17 protein-coding genes and 1 pseudogene are annotated in these 13049 nt (G+C 39.0%); 17 read left to right on the top strand and 1 reads right to left on the bottom strand.

Annotated features, from left to right (window positions below):
- The first annotated feature begins 212 nt into the window (after positions 1-212).
- The 17 genes and pseudogenes from J1C86_RS06445 to ifs all read left to right on the top strand — a co-directional run bounded on the left by J1C86_RS06445 (position 213) and on the right by ifs (position 11753).
- Positions 213-1142: a metal ABC transporter solute-binding protein, Zn/Mn family gene (locus J1C86_RS06445; protein ID WP_125407796.1), complete on the top strand. Its 930-nt coding sequence runs from the start codon at positions 213-215 to the stop codon at positions 1140-1142.
- 9 nt (positions 1143-1151) lie between these two features.
- Positions 1152-4703: a pneumococcal-type histidine triad protein gene (locus tag J1C86_RS06440; RefSeq protein WP_125407794.1), complete on the top strand. Its 3552-nt coding sequence runs from the start codon at positions 1152-1154 to the stop codon at positions 4701-4703.
- 216 nt (positions 4704-4919) lie between these two features.
- Positions 4920-5399, top strand: coding sequence for a hypothetical protein (locus J1C86_RS06435; protein ID WP_002913485.1), 480 nt, complete (start codon positions 4920-4922; stop codon positions 5397-5399).
- Positions 5400-5436: 37 nt separating this feature from the next.
- Entirely contained in the window at positions 5437-5643 is a 207-nt protein-coding gene (locus J1C86_RS06430) for a hypothetical protein (RefSeq protein ID WP_002913486.1), read from the top strand.
- A gap of 80 nt (positions 5644-5723) precedes the next feature.
- Positions 5724-5933: a hypothetical protein gene (locus J1C86_RS06425; protein ID WP_002913487.1), complete on the top strand. Its 210-nt coding sequence runs from the start codon at positions 5724-5726 to the stop codon at positions 5931-5933.
- Between the two features lie 180 nt (positions 5934-6113).
- On the top strand, positions 6114-6236 hold the full coding sequence (locus J1C86_RS06420; protein WP_111680930.1) for a GH-E family nuclease: 123 nt from the start codon (positions 6114-6116) through the stop codon (positions 6234-6236).
- A gap of 8 nt (positions 6237-6244) precedes the next feature.
- Positions 6245-6778, top strand: a complete 534-nt coding sequence (locus tag J1C86_RS06415; RefSeq protein ID WP_125407792.1) for an ankyrin repeat domain-containing protein — start codon at positions 6245-6247, stop codon at positions 6776-6778.
- A complete protein-coding gene (locus tag J1C86_RS06410) occupies positions 6765-7106 on the top strand; it encodes a DUF2185 domain-containing protein (protein WP_125407790.1) in 342 nt (113 codons plus the stop codon). Before J1C86_RS06415 ends, J1C86_RS06410 begins: the two co-directional genes overlap by 14 nt.
- Before the next feature lie 120 nt (positions 7107-7226).
- Positions 7227-7703: a hypothetical protein gene (locus J1C86_RS06405; RefSeq protein WP_125407788.1), complete on the top strand. Its 477-nt coding sequence runs from the start codon at positions 7227-7229 to the stop codon at positions 7701-7703.
- 42 nt (positions 7704-7745) lie between these two features.
- Positions 7746-7874 carry a hypothetical protein gene (locus tag J1C86_RS06400; RefSeq protein ID WP_260468060.1) on the top strand — a complete coding sequence of 43 codons (129 nt, stop codon included), beginning with the start codon at positions 7746-7748 and terminating at the stop codon, positions 7872-7874.
- Positions 7864-8064: pseudogene (locus J1C86_RS06395) on the top strand (hypothetical protein); the annotation flags it as partial. The gene J1C86_RS06400 and the pseudogene J1C86_RS06395, both read left to right, overlap by 11 nt.
- Positions 8065-8148: 84 nt before the next feature.
- Complete coding sequence (locus J1C86_RS06390) at positions 8149-8817, top strand: DUF6572 domain-containing protein (RefSeq protein WP_125407786.1); 669 nt, start codon at positions 8149-8151, stop codon at positions 8815-8817.
- 272 nt (positions 8818-9089) lie between these two features.
- The gene (locus J1C86_RS06385) at positions 9090-9512 is read left to right on the top strand and encodes a hypothetical protein (protein WP_125407784.1); all 423 of its coding nucleotides are present in this window, start codon (positions 9090-9092) and stop codon (positions 9510-9512) included.
- 51 nt (positions 9513-9563) lie between these two features.
- Positions 9564-9965: an Imm63 family immunity protein gene (locus J1C86_RS06380; RefSeq protein ID WP_002913501.1), complete on the top strand. Its 402-nt coding sequence runs from the start codon at positions 9564-9566 to the stop codon at positions 9963-9965.
- 54 nt (positions 9966-10019) lie between these two features.
- Positions 10020-10208, top strand: coding sequence for an Imm59 family immunity protein (locus J1C86_RS06375; protein ID WP_239682248.1), 189 nt, complete (start codon positions 10020-10022; stop codon positions 10206-10208).
- A gap of 96 nt (positions 10209-10304) precedes the next feature.
- On the top strand, positions 10305-10496 hold the full coding sequence (locus J1C86_RS06370; protein WP_002913504.1) for a hypothetical protein: 192 nt from the start codon (positions 10305-10307) through the stop codon (positions 10494-10496).
- Between the two features lie 369 nt (positions 10497-10865).
- Entirely contained in the window at positions 10866-11753 is an 888-nt protein-coding gene (ifs, locus tag J1C86_RS06365) for an NAD glycohydrolase inhibitor (protein WP_125408252.1), read from the top strand.
- 46 nt (positions 11754-11799) lie between these two features.
- Here ifs and pepT read toward each other — a convergent pair whose 3' ends face one another.
- The gene (gene pepT, locus J1C86_RS06360) at positions 11800-13023 is read right to left on the bottom strand and encodes a peptidase T (protein WP_125408254.1); all 1224 of its coding nucleotides are present in this window, start codon (positions 13021-13023) and stop codon (positions 11800-11802) included.
- Positions 13024-13049 lie beyond the last annotated feature (26 nt).

Below are 13049 nucleotides of genomic sequence, written 5' to 3'. Positions count from 1 at the left end.
CTTGAGAAAAGCATCAGTCCAAGCTTATACTGTCATTGAATAGTAATAGCAAATAATGTTTCAAATATATTGAAATTAAAAGCAAAGTGGAAGTGGGAAAGAATCCTACTTCCTTTTTGCTTTATTTTCTTAAAAAGCTTGACAAAGAAGTTGACAAAGTGTATTATATTAACCAGTTAATAAACCGGTTAATAATGAGTTAAGGAGATATTGTGAAACGAGCTTTAAAATTCTTAGCCTGCCTTAGTCTGCTGGCCCTGGCCTTGTGTCTATGGGCTTGTCAGTCTCAAAAGGAATCCAGTCCCTCGCAAGGATTGAGGATTGTAACCAGCTTTTATCCTATCTACTCTATGGTCAAGGCTATATCGGGCGATCTGAATGATGTGCGCATGATTCAGTCTAGCAGCGGCATTCATGATTTTGAGCCTTCAGCCAATGATGTGGCAGCCATCTATGATGCAGATGTCTTTGTCTATCACTCACGGACCTTGGAGTCCTGGGCTGGCGAACTGAATCCTAGTCTCAAGAATTCCAAGGTTCAAGTTCTTGAGGCTTCCCAGGGAATGGAGTTGGATCGAGTCGCTGGCTTGGAAGATGTCCAAGCAGGAGAGGGAGTGGATGAGAAGACGCTCTATGACCCTCATACCTGGTTGGATCCTCAGAAGGCTGCGGAGGAGGCCCAGATTATCGCTGACAGGCTGTCGGAGCTGGATAGTGACCATCGGGATACTTATCAGGCCAATGCCCGAAAATTTCAAGACGAGGCCAAGGAGCTGACAGAACGCTATCAGGATATTTTTGATAAAGTGCCCAACAAGACTTTTGTCACCCAGCATACAGCCTTTTCTTATCTAGCCAAGCGCTTCGGGCTGACCCAGTTGGGCATTGCTGGTATTTCACCAGAGCAGGAGCCTAGTCCGCGCCAGCTGACAGAGATAGAAGACTTTGTCAAGGAGCACAAGGTGAAGACCATTTTTGTGGAAAGCAATGCTTCTTCCAAAGTGGCTCAAACCTTGGTCAAGGCGACCGGTGTACAAATCAAGGAGCTGAATCCTCTGGAAGCAGACCCAGCCAACCAACTATCTTATTTAGAAAATTTAGAAAAAAATCTAGCTGTTTTAGCTAAAGATTTGAAAGGATAAAAGACAACCATGAAAAAGAAATATTTCCTTGCTTGTTCTGCTGTATTAGCTCTCGGTCTCGGAACTTACGGGCTTATCCAATGGCAATCTCAGCCCCGACCCCAGACCAAAAATAACAAAGTAGCCTATATTGAGGACAAGACTTCGGGTGACAAGACGGATAAAAATAAAAATTTGACATCTGAGCAATTCAATGATGAGGAAGGTATTGAAGCAGAGCAAATCGTCGTGAAAATCACAGATCAGGGCTATGTCACTTCCCATGGAGACCATTATCATTACTTTGATGGAAAGGTGCCTTTTGATGCCATTATCAGCGAAGAGTTGATTATCCGAGATCCTAACTACACGCTGCAGGAAGCAGATATTGTCAATGAGGTCAAGGATGGTTATATCATCAAGGTGGAGGGGAAGTATTATCTCTACCTCAAGGATGCCAAACATACCAGCAATGTCCGCTCGGTGGATGAGATTGCTCGGCAGAAGAAGCTGCATAAGACCAAGGAAGAAGGCGATAGTGGCAAATCTTCCACTGCAAAATCAAGCAAGACTCGCGATTTCAGCCAGCCTAGCAAGTCCCTCGCTGCGGGAAAGACAGCCGCAGATCTCGCAGGAGTTTCTTACCAAGGTCAAGGGGGATATAGGACGGATGATGGTTATATTTTTAGTCCGTCTGATATCATTGAGGATACTGGCGATGCATTTATCGTGCCGCATGGCGGGCATTTTCACTACATTCCTAAGAGTGACTTGTCGCCAGCAGAATTAGCTGCGGCTCAGAGCTACTGGAATAGCAGGCAGGCTGGCGGAAGGGTGAATCCGCCTGACTACGGCAGGACGATTGCTTCTTCCAACACATGGAATCAAAATAGTGCTATCAATCAGGGTGGAGCCGTCTCAAATCCGTCTCCACAGCTGCCAAATCATTCAAAGATTGAGCAGCCAAGTCCTGGCTTAGCGGTTACTCAGCCGAGTCCATCCAATCCGCTTCAGCCGTCTCAACCATCTCAGCCATCCATATCAAGTCTGCTGCAGCAACTCTATGCCCTGCCTCAGTCTCAGCGCTATCATGAAGGAGACGGCGTGGTGTTTGACCCGCTGAAAATCAGTCGTCGGACAGAAAATGGAGTCGTTATACCCCACGGAGACCACCATCATTTCATTCCTTATGACAAGCTGTCAGACTTGGAAGCGAAGATTGCCCGCTTGATTCCTATTGGCTATACTTACGAGCCGCTGGGCGATCCACTGCAAGCTTTGAAGCCTCAGCTACCGTCACAGCCTGAGCACGACCATGGTTTTCATGCGGAGGCTGTTATTGGCAAGGACGACCAAGGCTACATGGTATCGCACGGAGACCATGCTCATTACTTTTACAAGAAAGACTTGACTGCTGAACAGATTCAAGCAGCTGAGAAGGTCTTGGCCAAGCAGCAACCAGTAAAACCGTCAGCAGCAGTCAATGACGCTGAACGCTATTCACGCGATGCCAGCGATGAGGAAAAGATTGCTTATATCTCCCAGACCTATGGCGTTCCCAAGGAGGCGGTTCGCATCTCAAACGGTTTCTTTGTCTTTAATAACCCTGACCAAGCCTACGATCCGACTCATATCCACCCCTATGCTGTTCGCAAGGAGCATGTTCGTATTCCTCTGGTAACGGGTAATGCAGAGCTGGACTTCATGAATGAACTCTACACAACAGCCTTGCGCTCAGGTCTTTCGCCTTACAGTCTGCAGGTGGAAGATGGTCAGTTTGTTATTCCTCATGGCGACCATAACCACTATATCAAAATCCAGTCCAAGGGCGCAGCAGAAGCCTTGAAAAATCGTCTGCCTCAGATTCAATCTAAGTATGAGCAGGGCGATTATGATGAGGCTGCTGTTTTGCAAAAAGTAGAAAGCCTAAAATCGGACAGTCAGCGTCTCTATGCCGATGATCTTCTTATGCAGCGGCGGATTGAGCTTGCTTTGGGGCAGTTTGTAGAAACCATGAAGAAGCTGCCAAGCAACTCAACTGCTGGCTATCTGAGCAGTCTAGATAACTTTGATAAGCAGTTTATCCATGTGGATCAGACTGTCAAGCCAATCCAAGAGACCGAGCTAGACAAGACCTATCAAGGACTTTTGGAGAGAATGAACCGGCTTGACACGGATAGCTATGGGCTGAAGAAAGCTGACTTGCTACAGCGTCTGCAAAATGCTTATGCTAGGCAGAATCAAGTTGAAATGGCAGAGCTAGGACAATTACTATCCGCTTTAGAAGATTATCATGATCGGACAGGCGTCACAGCGGTTGATTATATTCGTTATTTCTACCAAGCTTTAGAGGATGGGCGTTTGAGCCCTGAGCTGCGCAGAAAAGCAGCTGGGCTGACCTTGACACTCTATAAGTCTCAAGCCTTTATAGAAGCGACCAATCTTCAGCAGCTTTTCCCTGCCCTCTATCAGACTAAGAAAGAGATTGCAGCTGCCCTTGCTAGCGGTCAGCCTTCTGCGTCCTCTGAAAAAACAGAGCTGGATCAGGGAGAGCCAAATCAGCCAACCTACAAAGCCATGATTTATGACTTTTTGAAGGGGATTTATGATGATTTTGGCACCTCGGATGAGAGCGAGAAGAGTGCTCAAGCCCTTGTCTTCCTTGGAAAAGCGCAGGAACTGCTTGGAGAAGTAAAGAACCAAAACAGCCGAGCAGACTATGCAGCTAGAATCTTAGAATTAGGCAAGGAGTTAAAGAGCAGCAGCTCAGATAAGCAAGCTCTGCTGGCAGCCAGTCAGAAGCTTTTGGAACAGATGAGCCGGACCATTGCCGGACAAAAGGAAGAGCCAGCTAATACGGAAAATCAGGAAGTTTATCAACAGCTTTATAATCTGCTCATGTCTATTCATCAGTATTTGGAAAAGAATCAAGGAAGTGAGCAGCAATACCAGCAGCTGGACCAGCTTTTTGATAAGCTCGGACAGAGAGCTACAGACAAGAAAGAGCTGCTTAAGGAAATCCTGGCCTTCCAGAAGTCACTCGTCCATCCTGAGGGGGCAAACGAGTCTGATTCTCAGCATAGGGACGATGATGGCTATCATTTTAATCTTCAGGATATGGTCGGAGCGGACGAGCAAGGCTATCGGGTAGCTCATCTGGATCACGAGCACTATATTTACAAGAAGGACTTGTCAGAAGCTGAGCGTCAAGCAGCAGATGCCTATGCGGTGCAAAAAGGTTTCTTGAAAGCACCGGTTGAACAGCCTTCTTCTGCTCAGCCAGCAAACAGCAGTGCTCCAGAAACTGCGCAAAATGGCAATTTACCTTCCGAATCTGCCACTAGAGAAGCAGCCCAAAACCAATCTGACAAACCAGCAGAAGCTTCGACAGCTGCAAATCCAGCTGGTCAATCAAGCTTAGCAGCGAGTTTCGGCATGTCAGAGGAAGCATTCAACCAGAAATTGCAGGAGCTTTCTCAGCTCTACGGTGTCAGCCCAGAGACTTTCAGCTATAATGCAGCAACCAGAAGCATCAGCTTTACAGGAGTTGATGGCCAACTGAAAACTGTTCAGATTAGTTAATACTACATTTTGATGTAAAACAACAATAAAACGAATGATGAAGACCAAGCCAAGTCTAAGATCATCATTCGTTTTTGATTTTGACAACCCTATACTTATTTGCATGATATTGTGTTAAAATAAACAGAGACTGATAGATGTTGAACTTCCATATTCAATAAACTAATGGTTTATTGAATATGGACAAAATGCCAGAATAATTAAAAAGGTGAAAAAATGATTAGAGCAAAATATGGTGAAAATATTGTTGTCGCTTTTAAATACCAAAATCAGTATTCTTGGTATATTTCTGACTTGGAGCTATGGTATATTAATTACGAAGAAGCGGGATATAATTTAGATCAGATTGATAAAGAGAGATTACGCTCTCCGATTTTACTGCCTGAGAATATTCTCTATTTTTTAGAAGATATGCAAAAATATAGTTGCGATCTGTCAGAGTTAAGGAAAGTCTTTGCTAATGAGTATAAAATGGATAAATTGAATGCTATTTATGATTTCGCTCCATCTTTATTAGTTGATATGGATAATTTGTTACTGTATTCTAATTATGCAGAATATATTTCTTTTGAGGAATATATCTCAGCTCCATGGATAGGGAAATATCAACATTTCCTAGATTTAATTCCGAAAGAATATAAGTTTTGGGCAGACATAGGGGATAATGTGTTTGACAAAAACATAAAACGTGGATAGAACAAAGAAAATAAAGAGAATAGAGGGAATAAAATAAATGAATGACGACAAAATGACTGTAATTCAAGAGATGTTTAAAAAAGGTGAAACAGATGAATTAGTTCCTGCAGTTACTGTGATACTGGACGGAAAAATTAAAGGTGTGATTGATATCTTGATGGAACAAAAAGGTTATGACGGATATCCAGAAGCTATATCTGATATTATCTTTAAAGGCATTTCAACAATAATTGATCACGAATAAATTAGGCTAATCTTACCGTCAAAATTTTGAAAAGTTGATTCCTAAAAACGAACGATATTAGATAGTAAAGGAAGGTAAATATGATGTCAGATAATAAATTAATTATTTTAAACGAGACATTTGGCAAGGAAGGCTCAGATCAGAAAGTCGAAGGTTTAACTTTAATTGTAGATGGACAAATTAAGACTGCATTTGATGCGATTAAAACGAAAAAAGACTATAGTAATTATAACGAAGTCTTGAGAGATATTGTTTTTGTCGGTTTAGAAAGTATATTGAGAGAAAAATAGTAAAAAATTATGAGTATGAGAGAATCAAATCGGTTCTCTCTTTTGGATATTAAGAGAGATGAGAGCATGCTTATCAGAGTGATTTAAGGGGAGCGAATTTTTGCTTTCTTTTTATGCTCTTTGGGCCTTCATCTCTTGTATGGTATAATGAGATTTGACAATACTAGGACTGAGATTTAAATGAGATTTGTTAGATACAAAAATCGTGAAATTACTTTGCAGGGATTAAAGGACTTCCAATGTAATCCAAATCATTTTAGATTAGAAACACTTTCTGCTAATAGAAGTCATAAGTTTGAATAGGAGATAAGATGGATATTTTCGATATTGTTCAAAATGGGACATATAATGATTTTATAGAGAGTTACAATGGTGACATAACACAAATTGATAAATATACAAACCTTAATTTGTTATGCACGGCAATGCTTAACGATGATTTACCGGAAGAGAAATTGAAAATTATTAAATATCTGCTGCCTGAGAAGGTAGAGGTGAATTTTTTGTCAAAAAAAGAAAACAGAAATGCTCTTCATTATTTCTTCCAAGCTAATTGGCGGCCTAAAACAGCATATGCATATGAGGTGGTGAAATTACTCATTGAGGCAGGAATAGATGTAAATGCTGTTGACAAATTTGGTTCTATTCCGATGACTTACTCAGTAACGTTATTAAAATTAGCAACGGAAGAGTTAGAACCTCTATATAAGCTTTTACTGGAGGCTGGTTCAGATTATAAGTTAAAAAACAAATCTGGTAAATCGTGTCTAGACTATGCGGAAGAATATTCTTGGAGAAGTAGTCTGCTTGATATTATAAAGGAGTATGAAGATGGTAGAAATTAATAACAATGATTTTGGTGGTTTCGTTGTTTCAAACAATATTCTTGATGGAAAAGCTATTCGATATTCCTATCGTGAGAAATCTGCTATTCCCCAATTAAATGGTTGGACACTTTTATCAATCGACGATGACGATGCTTACTTGTCTAATTCAAAAAATTTCTCAATCTTAGGAGCAAATAGCATTGTAAAAATTGCTCCGGTTATGCTGGAAATTTTTGAAGCTCCATACGGTACAGACTTATGCTGGCTATATGAGGAGGGTGTTCATGTAGGATTTTATGATTTGATGAGAGATAGAGAGACCACAATCGAGGAGATCGTTAATTGAGTATCATTTGTATCTCGACTAAGTCTCTATGATGTAGAGTAAGGAACTTTGTCAGCTAAAGTAGAATAGTTTTTTTGAGAAAATTGCATTCTGTGTTTTGGATTAATTGAGGAATTTTAAATGGCATTAGATAAAGAAAAAATACAGGAAAATTTTGAGGAATTTATGTTTTATATTGATGATACCTTGGATGCAATAAAGCAAAAAGCTAGTAAGCAAGGTTATCATCTAGATATGAGTTTAGAAAGCTTGAAGGATTTGGCTCAATTCGTTCGAGAGAATGATGTCAAAAATGATCCTGAAAATATTGACGATTTCTTTAATAGCTGGGTTTATCTTGGTGAGGTTTTTCGCTTACAAGCTAAAGGAGCCTACTGGACAGTTGGTACTGAAAATCCGAAAAACTTAAATTATGGGTTAGAGTATTTGACGGGTTATAATACAATTGGTTCGGAATTTATTCCGTTATTAATTATGAATAACTTTACTTTAAGTTCACCTGATAGGTTAAATAATAATTTTTTTTATGAATTAGTATTGAAACGTTTAAATCCTAAACCAATAAATCTAGATCATCTTCCAACTGAAGAGAGTTAAAGTGAAATAAAGGTTGTTTGGCATTAATAAAGGAAATATAAAATGGCAATACGAGATACTTTAATTACAGAAAAGAATTATAAAGATGGCCTAATGCCAAATAAAGAGGCATTGCAGTATTTTCATGAGAAATTAATAAAACTTCAAATTGATTTAGATAATTGTACATAGAGGCAACGGATTTATTGTATATGAAACAGACGGCTATTACGAAATTAGCTTTTTTAAAGAAATTGGCGGGGTCATGGGACCAGAAGTTCGCTATCCTATTACTAAAGAACTGATTGATAGAGCATTTGAATCTTCTAGGGGAGCATATGAAGTTATGATTTATGCTGAAACAGGGCACTGGCCTTTATAGTAAGGTGGATTACATCATAAGAACAGCCAATAAATAGGGAATAAACAATTAGTAGATATTTGGTAAAAGCCAAAGGAGATAAGAATGGAATCAATTTATGTAAGTCAAAAAGACATGTTGGAAATCTGCCAAGATGGTGATAAGTATTTCTTGCGTTATCCAACTTTTAATATTACCTACCCAGAAGTGATAAGAGAAATCCCCAAAGAAGCTGCAGATAGTTACATGTCGGGAGAACATACTGGCAAAGAGTTGATGACTTATGCGCAATATGGTTTTTGGAAATCTAAAAAACAGTATACACGAGAAGAATCTGGTAAGCTCTTCATCGAAGATCATCCTTCCTTTATTTTGAAGAATCCTAAAAATAGCCGTCGTCTTTTCACAGCAGAGGAATTTACACAAATTGTCACCCAAGCCATTGTTTCAGAACTGGAACCTAGCGAGCTTGACGCTATTGGTATAGTTGATAGTCATTTAGAGCTTCTTCTGGTGGATTCAGTTGGCTGGGAGGAAGAAATAGAGGCAGTCCATCTGGAAATTCTGCAGGAAAAAATTAACAATTATATCTACTTCCTCGAAAGCAAGCAATATGTAGAACGATATGGCGATAGCTTTAATAAAAAAATCATCCATATCACATTCCAGTATTCTCCATCGGATAATGGACTAGCCTTTCTAGCAGCTGTTCAGAAGATATTACAGAATACGGATATGATTTTGAAGATAGAATTGCCGGAGCGAAAAGACTAGCGAAATATAGAGGAGACAATCATCTTCTCTTTTTTAGAGCACTTTGTTTTTTCAGTACCACCTAAGTCCCAATATGTTATAATAAGCAAAGGTAAAATTTCCGATTAGTAGCTTTTAATGTGTCGGAAACGTCGAACAGATTTCTATTTTAATTTGGATTTAGAAACTAAAAAATGGATAAAAGATGTCGTAGCCTATTGAGGAAGAGAAATAGAAGGCTGATTTTTATGATATTTAATGATGAGAGTAGAACTTGCACTAGGAGAATACAAATGAAACCAACAAAACTACAATGGGAAGATGTTATCCAATTTGAAGAGGTAAAAGGTTACGGAAAATCCATCTGGAGAAATGATAACAAGTATTATTTAGTTTCAGAAGAGGGAACCGTAGCTTCTTGGTTAGTTGTCTATGAATTACCACAAGAATTATTTACCTTACTAGAGAGTGGAGAACGGACTCTACTTGAAATATCTTGGAAGGTTCAAAACGATTGTTGGCCACCGACAGAAGAAGAAAAGAAAGCTAGTGAGAAACGATTTATAGAAGAGAGTCCTACATCATTAATTGATTTACCTGAAACTAGAGAGTTATTTACTCAGGAAGAGCTTGAAAGATTAATTCCAATTGCTGAGCAAATGTGGATTGACTGGAGAGGCAAACTTCCAGATGATTATGTATCACCACTTAAGTAAGGAATGTATAAATGAAACCAACAAGACTACAATGGGAAGATGTTATCCAATTTGAATGAGGTAAAAATAATGCAGTTAAAGCAAGAATTAATGGAATTGCTATTAAAAATAGGGGAGACAAATCTTAATCAGTCGGATTTATTTACAGAAGAAAAACCATCTCTATTCTTACCGGAAGGACGTACTATTTATTTAGAGGGCGATCATTACTACATTGTTGGTGTCGAACGTGGCAAAATAAATTCTGAGAAAAAATTTGATAATAAGGAAGATATTCTTTATTATCTTTTGCAATCATATGTTACTAGAATAGCATCAAAGAATGCATGGACTAATGCTAATGGAGATTTTGAACGTTATAATAGCCTTCTTCAAGAAGAACAAATTCGTTTATTTAGTATAATTAATCCTAAGTATGGAGAGAGAAGAAGGAAGGAAATAGACATAAATTAAATTGAAGGGAAAAATAAAGAATTTTAGAGTATATAAAAGTAGGAGATGTTCTATGTGGGGATAAAATACGGAACAATGGATAGAGGAAGCTTTAATGGAAAGCATGTTTATAATACATTCCAAGAAGCAAAAACAAAATTTTTAGATTTTTTAGCAGACATAGTTATTATTAATCGATACTATGCCAAGGAAGGAATGCCCGTTAACTATCTATCCCCCCTCTGGGATGATACCACAGAATAACAAATAGTTCCTTCTTATGATAGAATAAATGAAGCAAGAGTTTATGTATCACCACTTAAGTAGAAAATGCCTGTCATGTGTTGAATACGTGGAGGGATGATGGATAAATTATACATAGTGGTTGATGGAATTGAACATCAATACTTTGATTGTGATAGTACAGGATATTATTTGATTTCCTATGATCCTTTATCAGAGAATAATGGTTATAAATTATTTGATTCAGAGTTGAAACAATATAGAAAATACTTGACAGAAAAACAGGTTGAAAAAAATATAAAATTATAGATCATATTTGGTTTAATGAACAAAAATGGGATATTTTTCAACGAAGTGATGATAATTTAGATAAACCTAATTCATGGGTAACGATTGTTTCTGACGATATAGAATTTTTAAATAGAAATGGACTATGGAAGAAGGATAATTTAGTTGAAAGTAGGTATGGACATTTGTATTACTGTTCTTTACCAATCGAGGCAGAAAAGTTTTCTCTAATTCGAACTAGAAAAATCTCCCTACATTGTTAAGATAGTAAGAAAGTAGTTTATGATGAAATCAGTTATTTTTACAATTACAAAAATTTAACACTATTGTTCAACAAATAGACCGAGTAATTATCTAGAATTGGGTTGAATAAATCAATGGAGTAAATAAATGCAGACATATAAATTGAAAAATAAAGAAAATTATCAAAATTTTGTAAAAGACTATCGTGAAATAATGAAAGAAGGAAAAGAAGCTGAAGTTTTTCTAGGGACGGAAGCTAGGTATCGTTTTCGACAACGAGATTCTTATGAACTTGATAGTACAGATATTGGAGTATTGATAGAATATTGCTTATATCCTTTGTATGTGGAAGGTGATAGGGATATAGCGCGCAGAACTTTTGAAATCTTGAAAGATTTTAGCTTATCTAATGATCTAATGAAATTAAAGAAGGTCACTCAATATATTTCTAATCAAAAATGGTTTGTAACGAATTATTATGATATTCCCTTTGTTATTGAAACAGATGAATTGGTAAGAAATATTATAGAAAGCACTTCCCACCTATCAGATAATCAAAAACGAACGTATACCTATGAAGGGTTGTGTAATGTATTAGAACGTAATCCAGAATACAGACAGTGTGACGAAGAAAAGGTAGAGAAGATTCTCAAGGAATTCAAGGAAAAATACTACAATCCACCTAAGGTAGTAGAAACCATTAAAACAGTTGAGAAAATTGAACTAGACGTTACAAGCATCGATGCTATGGGTGTTTCAGATGACCATCTAGAGTTGTTGTTGATTGATGAAAACAAATGGATAGCGTCATTAGAAGAAGAACATCTGTTGAAGCTTCAAGAAAAACTCAACAACTATATCTACTTCCTTGAAAGCAAGCAGTATGCGGCACGATATGGCGATAACTTTGATAAAAAAGTCATCCATATCACATTCCAGTATTCCCCTTCTGACAACGGATTAGCCTTTCTAGCAGCTACTCAGAAGACATTGCAGAACACAGATATGAGTTTGAAGGTAGAATTCCCAGAGTGAGAAAAAACCACAGAAATCCCTCGTGAACTTCTGTGGTTTCGTTTTTTTACTCTTGATAGGAAACAATACCGATGATGGTATCGACAGCGCGTTCCATGGTTTCTAGGCTGACATACTCAAAGCGGCCGTGCATGTTCTCACCGCCAGCAAAGAGGTTAGGTGTCGGGATGCCCATAAAGGAAATTTTAGAGCCGTCAGTTCCGCCACGGATTGGCTCGATGATAGGCTGGATGTCCAGACTTTCCATGACTGTTTTGGCGATATTGACGGGTGTCATGTCTTTTTCAATGACCTGTTTCATGTTGTAATACTGGTCTTTGAGGGTCAAAATAACACGCTCGCTGCCCAGCTCTTGGTTCATCTTATCAGCAATAGCCTGCATAGAAGCTTTGCGATTTTCAAAAGCCTCTGTCTCAAAGTCGCGGACAATGTAGCTAGCTTGAGCTTCTTCGACAGTACCGGTCAGGTTCATCAGGTGGTAAAATCCTTGGTAGCCCTCGGTCTTCTCTGGTCGGTCGGTTTCTGGCAGCTGGTTGTGGAAGTCAATAGCTAGCTGGAGAGCATTAACCATCTGGTCTTTAGCAGTTCCTGGGTGGACATTGCGGCCTTGGAAGGTCAGCTCTGCTCCAGCAGCGCTAAAGGTTTCGTACTGGAGCTCACCTAGAGGTCCGCCATCTACTGTGTAGGCAAAATCCACATCGAAGTTTTCAGCGTCAAACTTATCAGCGCCGATACCGATTTCTTCATCTGGTCCAAAGCCAACTCGGATTTCTCCATGCTTGATTTCTGGATGGGCAGACAGGTATTCGATAGCAGTCATGATTTCAGCAATACCTGACTTGTCGTCTGCTCCCAAAAGGGTTGTTCCGTTAGTTGTAATTAAGGTTTGGCCCTTGTATTTATGGAGACTGGCGAAGTCCGCAGGATCTAAGTTAAAGCCAGATTGCCCCAGCGGAATCACACCGCCGTCATAATTCTCGATGACCTGTGGCTGGATGTTTTCTGCGTTGAAGTCTGCTGTATCCATGTGAGAAATAAAGCCAATCTTGCGGGTAAAGCTAGGGTCGTTGGCAGGCAGAGTTCCAATCGCAAAGCCGTTAGGCAGGTAGTAGACATTTTCCAAGCCAACCCGCTTCATCTCAGGAATGAGGACATTGTTGGCAAAGTCCACCTGACTCTGGGTGCTGGGTGTAGTAGTAGATGTCTCGTCTGAGCGCGTGTTGACCTTGACATACGTCAGGAAACGCTCTAACAGATTAGGATATTTCATAAATGCTCCTTTTTCATTTCATTTAA

It is taken from the genome of Streptococcus sanguinis (assembly GCF_050220005.1).
In the GTDB taxonomy this organism is placed as follows: Bacteria; Bacillota; Bacilli; order Lactobacillales; family Streptococcaceae; genus Streptococcus; species Streptococcus sanguinis_Z.
The sequence above is the reverse complement of the archived record's forward strand: the minus strand, read 5'-3'. Positions and strand labels throughout refer to the sequence as shown.

What these genes read in the sequence shown, in the direction of transcription:
- J1C86_RS06405 (WP_125407788.1), top strand. Translation starts at nt 7,227, where the DNA reads ATGGCATTAGATAAAGAAAAAATACAGGAAAATTTTGAGGAATTTATG.
- J1C86_RS06385 (WP_125407784.1), top strand. Translation starts at nt 9,090, where the DNA reads ATGAAACCAACAAAACTACAATGGGAAGATGTTATCCAATTTGAAGAG.
- J1C86_RS06440 (WP_125407794.1), top strand. Translation starts at nt 1,152, where the DNA reads ATGAAAAAGAAATATTTCCTTGCTTGTTCTGCTGTATTAGCTCTCGGT.
- J1C86_RS06415 (WP_125407792.1), top strand. Translation starts at nt 6,245, where the DNA reads ATGGATATTTTCGATATTGTTCAAAATGGGACATATAATGATTTTATA.
- J1C86_RS06410 (WP_125407790.1), top strand. Translation starts at nt 6,765, where the DNA reads ATGGTAGAAATTAATAACAATGATTTTGGTGGTTTCGTTGTTTCAAAC.
- pepT (WP_125408254.1), bottom strand. Translation starts at nt 13,023, where the DNA reads ATGAAATATCCTAATCTGTTAGAGCGTTTCCTGACGTATGTCAAGGTC.
- J1C86_RS06370 (WP_002913504.1), top strand. Translation starts at nt 10,305, where the DNA reads ATGATGGATAAATTATACATAGTGGTTGATGGAATTGAACATCAATAC.
- J1C86_RS06425 (WP_002913487.1), top strand. Translation starts at nt 5,724, where the DNA reads ATGATGTCAGATAATAAATTAATTATTTTAAACGAGACATTTGGCAAG.
- J1C86_RS06430 (WP_002913486.1), top strand. Translation starts at nt 5,437, where the DNA reads ATGAATGACGACAAAATGACTGTAATTCAAGAGATGTTTAAAAAAGGT.
- J1C86_RS06400 (WP_260468060.1), top strand. Translation starts at nt 7,746, where the DNA reads ATGGCAATACGAGATACTTTAATTACAGAAAAGAATTATAAAGATGGC.
- J1C86_RS06420 (WP_111680930.1), top strand. Translation starts at nt 6,114, where the DNA reads ATGAGATTTGTTAGATACAAAAATCGTGAAATTACTTTGCAGGGATTA.
- J1C86_RS06390 (WP_125407786.1), top strand. Translation starts at nt 8,149, where the DNA reads ATGGAATCAATTTATGTAAGTCAAAAAGACATGTTGGAAATCTGCCAA.
- J1C86_RS06435 (WP_002913485.1), top strand. Translation starts at nt 4,920, where the DNA reads ATGATTAGAGCAAAATATGGTGAAAATATTGTTGTCGCTTTTAAATAC.
- ifs (WP_125408252.1), top strand. Translation starts at nt 10,866, where the DNA reads ATGCAGACATATAAATTGAAAAATAAAGAAAATTATCAAAATTTTGTA.